Annotated in this window: 10 protein-coding genes; 9 read left to right on the top strand and 1 reads right to left on the bottom strand. The window is 68.8% G+C overall.

Annotated features, from left to right (window positions below; translation table 11 throughout):
• Positions 1–21: 21 nt before the first annotated feature.
• The 9 genes from fliL to B0W80_RS22915 all read left to right on the top strand — a co-directional run bounded on the left by fliL (position 22) and on the right by B0W80_RS22915 (position 5,999).
• The gene (gene fliL, locus B0W80_RS22955; protein ID WP_077001473.1) at positions 22–525 is read left to right on the top strand and encodes a flagellar basal body-associated protein FliL; all 504 of its coding nucleotides are present in this window, start codon (positions 22–24) and stop codon (positions 523–525) included.
• Positions 526–542: 17 nt separating this feature from the next.
• The gene (gene fliM / locus B0W80_RS22950) at positions 543–1,544 is read left to right on the top strand and encodes a flagellar motor switch protein FliM (protein ID WP_077001472.1); all 1,002 of its coding nucleotides are present in this window, start codon (positions 543–545) and stop codon (positions 1,542–1,544) included.
• Positions 1,537–1,998: a flagellar motor switch protein FliN gene (fliN, locus tag B0W80_RS22945; protein WP_077001471.1), complete on the top strand. Its 462-nt coding sequence runs from the start codon at positions 1,537–1,539 to the stop codon at positions 1,996–1,998. The genes fliM and fliN overlap by 8 nt, the downstream gene beginning before the upstream one ends.
• Entirely contained in the window at positions 1,995–2,495 is a 501-nt protein-coding gene (gene fliO / locus B0W80_RS22940; RefSeq protein WP_077001470.1) for a flagellar biosynthetic protein FliO, read from the top strand. Before fliN ends, fliO begins: the two co-directional genes overlap by 4 nt.
• Complete coding sequence (gene fliP / locus B0W80_RS22935) at positions 2,495–3,253, top strand: flagellar type III secretion system pore protein FliP (protein WP_077001469.1); 759 nt, start codon at positions 2,495–2,497, stop codon at positions 3,251–3,253. The genes fliO and fliP overlap by 1 nt, the downstream gene beginning before the upstream one ends.
• Positions 3,254–3,263: 10 nt before the next feature.
• Positions 3,264–3,533: a flagellar biosynthesis protein FliQ gene (fliQ, locus tag B0W80_RS22930; RefSeq protein WP_077001468.1), complete on the top strand. Its 270-nt coding sequence runs from the start codon at positions 3,264–3,266 to the stop codon at positions 3,531–3,533.
• 44 nt (positions 3,534–3,577) lie between these two features.
• Positions 3,578–4,327: a flagellar biosynthetic protein FliR gene (gene fliR / locus B0W80_RS22925; RefSeq protein WP_077001481.1), complete on the top strand. Its 750-nt coding sequence runs from the start codon at positions 3,578–3,580 to the stop codon at positions 4,325–4,327.
• Between the two features lie 87 nt (positions 4,328–4,414).
• Positions 4,415–5,365, top strand: a complete 951-nt coding sequence (locus B0W80_RS22920) for an aldo/keto reductase (RefSeq protein ID WP_077001467.1) — start codon at positions 4,415–4,417, stop codon at positions 5,363–5,365.
• A gap of 4 nt (positions 5,366–5,369) precedes the next feature.
• The gene (locus B0W80_RS22915) at positions 5,370–5,999 is read left to right on the top strand and encodes a DUF6064 family protein (RefSeq protein WP_077001466.1); all 630 of its coding nucleotides are present in this window, start codon (positions 5,370–5,372) and stop codon (positions 5,997–5,999) included.
• On the opposite strand, the gene B0W80_RS22910 is transcribed toward B0W80_RS22915, so the two are convergent.
• Complete coding sequence (locus B0W80_RS22910; RefSeq protein WP_077001465.1) at positions 5,990–6,787, bottom strand: alpha/beta hydrolase; 798 nt, start codon at positions 6,785–6,787, stop codon at positions 5,990–5,992. The genes B0W80_RS22915 and B0W80_RS22910 overlap by 10 nt on opposite strands.
• Positions 6,788–6,902: the final 115 nt, after the last annotated feature.

Genomic DNA, 6,902 nt, shown 5'->3' with positions numbered 1-6,902 from the left:
CAACCACACCAACGCTGAACCATGGCCACTTCCACCGCTACCCCCGCCGCTCCCGCCGCAGCAGCGCCACGCTCCCCCAAGCTGCTGATCATCCTGCTGGGCGTCACCACCGTGGCCGCGCTCGCCGGCGGCGGCTTCGCCCTGAGCCGCAGCAGCCTGTTCGCCAAGGACGCGCATGCGGCCGAGGCGCCCAAGCCGGTGCCGGCCGCCAAGCCCATCTTCGTGACGCTCGAGCCGCTGACCGTCAACGTGCAGTCCGAAGGCCGCAGCCGCTTCCTGCACATCGGCATGTCGCTCAAGGTCAACGACGAAGCCGCCAAGGCGCAGCTGGTCGAGTTCATGCCCGAGCTGCGCGGCCGCCTGCTGCTGCTGCTGTCGAACCGCCAGCCGGAGTCGCTGCTGTCCACGCAGGACAAGGCCAAGCTGGCCGAGGAGATCCGCACCGAACTCAACCGGCCGCTGTCGCCCAGCACGGCACCGCAGGCCGTGGCCAGCGTCTCCTTCAACACCTTCGTGGTGCAGTGACGAGGACCGGCTGAAACATGGCCTACGAACAGGTGCTTTCGCAGGACGAGGTCGATGCCCTGCTGTCGGGCGTGACCGGCGGCGAGGTCGACCAGCGACGCGCGCCCGAGCCGCAGGCCGACGGCCTGCCGCTGTACGACCTGGGCGCGCCCGACCGGGTGGTGCGCGGGCGCATGCACACGCTGGAGGTCATCAACGACCGCTTCGCGCGAAACCTGCGCGGCGCGCTGCTGAACTTCATGCGCCGCAGCCCCGACATCTCGGTCGAGGGCATCCACATCCAGCAGTACGGCGAGTTCGTGCGCCACCTGCCGGTGCCGACCAACATCAACATGCTGCACCTGAAGCCGCTGCGCGGCACCGCGCTGGTGGTGTTCGACCCGAAGCTGGTGTTCCTGGTGGTCGACAACCTGTTCGGCAGCGACGGCCGCTACCACGTGCGCGTGGAAGGCCGCGACTTCACGCGCACCGAGCAGCGCATCATCAAGCGGCTGCTCAACATCAGCCTGCAGTGCTACGGCGACGCCTGGCAGCCGGTGTTTCCGCTGGCCTTCGACTACATCCGCGCCGAGATGCACGGCAAGCTCGCCAACATCGTGGCGCCCAACGAGGTGGTGGTCACCACCACGCTGCAGATCGAGTTCGGCCCGGTGGGCGGCTTCCTGCACGTGTGCCTGCCCTATTCGATGATCGAGCCGATCCGCGACCTGCTGTCCAACCCGGTGCAGGACGAGATCGAGGTCGACAAGCGCTGGGTGAAGCAGATGTCGACGCAGATGCAGAGCGCCGACGTCGAGCTCAGCGCCGACTTCGTCGGCATTCCCACCACCATCGGCGACCTGATGCGCCTGCAGGTGGGCGACGTGCTGCCCATCGAGCTGCCCGAGACCGTGACCGCGCGCGTCGACGGCGTGCCGGTGATGGAGTGCGGCTACGGCGTCTCCAACGAGCGCTATGCGCTGCGCGTGCAACAGATGATCTCCCACCAAGACAGCGAATCCAAGAGCGACCATGACTGACAACACGACTCCCGCCGCCGAGATGGACGACTGGGCCGCCGCCCTGGCCGAGCAGACGGCCGCCGCCGCACCCGCGCCCGCGCCCGCCGCCGCACCCCAGCAGGCCAGTGCGCCCGCCGCCATCGCCGCACCGGCCGGCGCGCAGGTCTTCCAGCCGCTGCAGGGCACGGCCACCGGCACCGGCGCCTCGCTGGAAATCGACCGCATCCTCGACGTGCCAGTGCAGCTGATGGCCGAGATCGGCCGCACGCGCATCACCATCAAGAACCTGCTGCAGCTGTCGCAGGGCTCGGTGGTCGAGCTCGACGCGCTGGCGGGGCAGCCGCTCGACGTGCTGATCAACGGCTACCTGATCGCGCAGGGCGAGGTGGTGGTGGTGAACGAGAAGTACGGCATCCGCCTGACCGACATCGTCACGCCCTCCGAGCGCATGCAGAAGCTCAGCCGGTCATGAAACTGAAGCGCCTCCCCGCGCGCCTCGCGGTCACCGCGGCTGCAGCGCTCGCCTTCGCGACCTGCGCGCATGCCGCGCTGCCGACGGTGCCTGCCGCGCCTGCCGAGCCGGTCGCGCCCGTGGTCGGTGCGGGCGGCCTGCTCCAGGCCGGCTTGGGCATGGCAGTGGTGCTGGGCCTCATCTTCCTGTGCGCCTGGGCGGCGCGCCGCTTCGGACTGCCGCGCTTCGGCAGCAGTCCGCTGCTCAAGGTGCTCGGCAGCGCGATGGTGGGCCAGCGCGAGCGCGTGGTGGTGGTCGAGGTGGGCCAGACATGGCTGGTGCTGGGCGTCACCGCGAGCCAGGTCAACGCGTTGCACACGCTGCCGGCGCAGGCGCTGCCCGCAGCCGCCGTGCCGCCCTCCGCCTCCGGTTCCGGCGGCGGCGGGGCGAAGGCCGCCGAACTCTTCGCGCAGAAGCTGCGCGAGTCGCTCGGCATCCAGCCGAAGCCGGGCGCCTGATGCGACACGCGCTTCTTCGTCACCTGCGCAGCGCAGGGCTCGCGGCGCTCGCCCTGGGCCTGCCCGCGCTGGCCTTGGCGCAGGGCCTGCCGGGCCTCGTCAGCACGCCCGGCCCCGGCGGCAGCCAGACCTGGTCGCTCGGCGTGCAGACGCTGGTGCTGCTGACCTCGCTCACCTTCCTGCCCGCGCTGCTGCTGTCGATGACCAGCTTCACGCGCATCCTGATCGTGCTGGGGCTGCTGCGCACCGCGCTCGGCACCCAGTCGGCGCCGCCCAACCAGATCCTGGTGGGGCTGTCGCTGTTCCTCACCTTCTTCGTGATGTCGCCGGTGTTCGACAAGGCCTACGACGAGGCCTACAAGCCGCTGTCCGAGAACAAGATCAGCACCGAGCGCGCGCTCGAACGCGGCATCGCGCCCTTCAAGGACTTCATGCTCAAGCAGACGCGCGAGAACGACCTCGCGCTGTTCGCCAAGATCGCCAAGGTGCCGGCCATGGAAGGCCCCGAGGACGTGCCGCTGCGCATCCTGCTGCCCTCCTTCGTCATCAGCGAACTCAAGACCGCCTTCCAGATCGGCTTCACCATCTTCATCCCCTTCCTGATCATCGACCTGGTGGTGGCCAGCGTGCTCATGTCGATGGGGATGATGATGGTGCCGCCCGCCTCCATCGCGCTGCCCTTCAAGCTCATGCTCTTCGTCATGGCCGACGGCTGGCAGCTGCTGATCGGTGCGCTCGCCCAAAGCTTCTTCACATAGGAATCGCGCCATGACACCCGAATCGGTCATGACCATGGGCAGCCAGGCCATCCACGTCTCGCTGCTGATCGGTGCCCCGCTCCTGCTGGTGGCGCTGGTGGTGGGCCTGGTCATCAGCGTCTTCCAGGCCGCCACGCAGATCAACGAGGCCACGCTGTCCTTCATCCCCAAGCTGCTGGCCGTGTTCGCGGTGCTGGTGATCGCGGGCCCCTGGATGATGGGGCAGATGCTGGACTACATCCGCGTGCTGTTCTCGAGCATTCCGCAACTGGTCACGTGACCTCTTCGGTTTTCTCCGTCACCTCGGCGGAGCTGAACGCCTGGATGGTGGCCTTCCTGTGGCCCTTCGTGCGCATGCTGGCGCTGGTCGGCACCGCGCCGATCTTCGGCGAGCCGACCGTGCCGCGAAAGCTCAAGGTGTCGATCGCCGCCCTGCTCGCCATCACGCTCGGGCCGGCCCTGCCTGCGATGCCCGACGTGCCGGTGGTGTCCTTCGGTGGCCTCTGGATCATCGTGCAGCAGGTGCTGATCGGCGCGGCCATCGGCTTCACCATGCGCATGGTCTTCGCCGCAGTACTGGCGGCGGGCGAGTACGTGGGCCTGCAGATGGGCCTGTCCTTCGCGTCCTTCTTCGACCCGATGGCCGGCGGCACCACCATGGTGGTCGGGCGGCTGCTGCACATGCTGGCGATGCTGATCTTCCTGGCCCTGGACTGCCACCTGCTGCTGGTGGAGGCGCTGGCCGCGAGCTTTCATGCCCTGCCCGTCGCCGACGCACCCCTGGCCGCCAAGGGCTGGCTGCTGCTGGTGAACGGCGGCGCCCAGATCTTCGCCAGCGGCTTCATGCTGGCCCTGCCGCTGATCACCGCGCTGCTCACCCTCAACCTCGCCATGGGGATCTTGAACCGGGCGTCGCCGCAGTTCAGCATCTTCGCAGTCGGCTTTCCGCTCACGCTGCTGGCGGGGGTGGGAATGTTGCAGCTGCTGATGCCGCAGCTGGGGGCCTTTCTCGCACCGCGCTTCGCGGGGGCGTTGACGTCGGTGATGGAGTTGACGCAGGCGTTGCGGCCTTGACCCTTCGCGCCGCTGCGGGTTCGGGCCTTTGCTTGCAGCGACGCCTCATCCTTGCGACCATGCACCCTCACCCAGAGGAAAGCACGCATGTCCGCAGGTCCGCGCATCACGCCGACCCGCCGCGAGGCGCTGTTGGCGCTCGCGGCGGGCCTTTCACCGTTGGCTGGTCATACCCAGCCGAAGCCGCAACGACAGCAGTCGCCGCGCGGGCCGGCCACGCGCGCCATACCGGCCACCGGCGAGCTGGTGCCGGCGATCGGGCTGGGCACATGGATCACTTTCAACGTCGGCAACGACCCTGCCGCTCGGGGCAACTGCGCGGATGTGATGCGTGCCTTCTTCGATGCCGGCGGGCGCATGGTCGATTCGTCGCCGATGTACGGTTCCTCGCAGTCGGTGGTGGGCGAAGGCCTGGCGCGCATCAACCGCACGGCGGGCGTATTCGCGGCCGACAAGGTCTGGATCGGCAGCGGCGCGCGTGGGCCTGCGCAGATCGAGGAGTCGCGCAAGCTCTGGCGCGTGCCGCGCTTCGACCTGCTGCAGGTGCACAACCTGCTCGCGTGGGAACAACACCTGCCCGCGTTGCTCGCGATGCGTTCGGCCAAGCAACTGCGCTACGTGGGCATCACCACGTCGGAGGGGCGCCGCCATTCGGAGATCGAATCGATCATGGCCAGCCAGCCGATCGACTTCGTGCAGATCACCTACAACCCGCTCGACCGCGACGTGGAGTCGCGCATCCTGCCGCTGGCGCGCGAGAAGCGCATCGCGGTGATCGCCAACCGGCCCTTTCGCGAAGGTGCCTTGCTGCGCGCACTCAAGTCGCACGCGCTGCCGCCCTGGGCGAAGACCGAACTCGGCTGCGACGGCTGGGCGCAGTTCGTGCTGAAGTTCATCGTGTCGCACCCTGCTGTCACCTGTGCCATACCGGCCACGCGCAGCGTGGCGCACGTGCAGCAGAACATGGGCGCGGCAGTCGGCCCGATGCCCGACGCGGCGATGCGCGATCGCATGGCGGCCCACCTGCAGGCACTGTGAGCCGATGACGTCGTCGATGTCGACGTGGTTGAGCTACAGGCCCTCGGACTTCCTGCTCTTCTCGGCGCAGACCTATCACCGGCTCTTCGAGCTGTACAACCTCGAACTCTGGCCGGCACAGGTCGTCGCTGCGGCCCTCGCGCTCGTGCTGATCTGGCTGGTGTCGAAGGGGCCCGCCGCAGCGGGGCGCGTGGCCTGCGTGCTGCTGGCGGCGTGCTGGTTCTGGGTCGCCTGGGCCTTCCACCTGCAGCGCTACGCCACCATCAATTGGGCGGCGACCTGGTTCGCCGCCGGGTTCGCGGCGCAGGGTGTGCTGCTGGCGCTGGCTGCGGGCATCGAATGGCAGAAGGCGCGCGGGGCGCGCCACGGCCTGGGACTGGCGTTGCTCGGCTTCGCCGTGTTCGTTGAGCCCTGGCTCGGCCTGGCGCTGCGCGGCCGGTCGTGGACCGAAGCCGAGCTGTTCGCGATGACGCCCGATCCGACGGCGGTCGGCACCATCGGTCTGCTGCTGACGCTCAGGCCGGCTTCCGCCGGGAGTTCGATCGTGTGGCCGTCTCGCCTGTTGTGGCCGATCCCGCTGCTGTGGTGCGTGGTGGCCGCGCTGACGCAGTGGACCCTGGCGACTCAAGGCTGAGCGAGCATGAAGGCCATCGCGTCCTCCCACCAGCGCGCGTCGACCATGCCGGGCCAGTCGTTGTGGCTCGCACCGTCGATCGTCACCACGCGCTTGGGCGCCGCGAGCGCCTCGTACAGTGCGACGCCCAGGCGCGCCGGCACCACGTTGTCGCGGCCGGCCACCATCACCAGCACCGGTCGGCCGAAGCCCACGAGGTTCTCGACGCTGTCGTAGCGGTCGCGCAGCAGCCATGTCACCGGCAGCCACGGATAGTGGTGTCGGGCCACGTTCACGAGCCGGTCCCAGGGCGTGATCAGCATCAGGCCGGCCACGGCGTCGCGCTGCTGCGCCGAGGCGGCGGCCGCCACGCCGGAGCCCAGTGACTCGCCGATCACCACCACCGGCGCACCGAACGCGCGGTGGGCCTGCACAAGTGTCTCGCGCGCGTCATCGACCATGCTGCGCTCGCCCATTTCGCCGGCGCGCGGACCATACCCGGGGTATTCCGCCAGCAGCACGCGAAAGCCCTGCCGCGTGAGCATGTCGGCGTAGTAGCGGCGATGGCCGGCATGCCCGGCGTTGCCGTGGAAGACCACCACGGTGCCGCGCGTTGCCTCGGCCGGTTGCGCCAGCAGCGCGCGGAAGTCCTGCGCCGACGGCCAGGGTTGCAGCCCGTTGGTCGCCATTTCAGCCACCGTGGCCGGCGCGGGAAAGTAAAGCAGTCGGTTCTGGAACATGGCGATGCCCGCGAGTCCGATCGTGCAGGCCAGCACGAGCTTGAGCAGCGGGGCGAGAACCTGGGTCATGAACGCGCAGTGTGGATTCGTCGAGCCCGAGATTGTCCGTTCAGTCCACGCAATCTGAAGCTTTCTCTCAATCGCCTCCAACAGCAAACAGGGGAAACAAGAATCGCAGCGCCAT

It is taken from the genome of Variovorax sp. KK3, from assembly GCF_001984055.1.
Lineage (GTDB): Bacteria > Pseudomonadota > Gammaproteobacteria > Burkholderiales > Burkholderiaceae_C > Variovorax.
The sequence above is the reverse complement of the archived record's forward strand: the minus strand, read 5'-3'. Positions and strand labels throughout refer to the sequence as shown.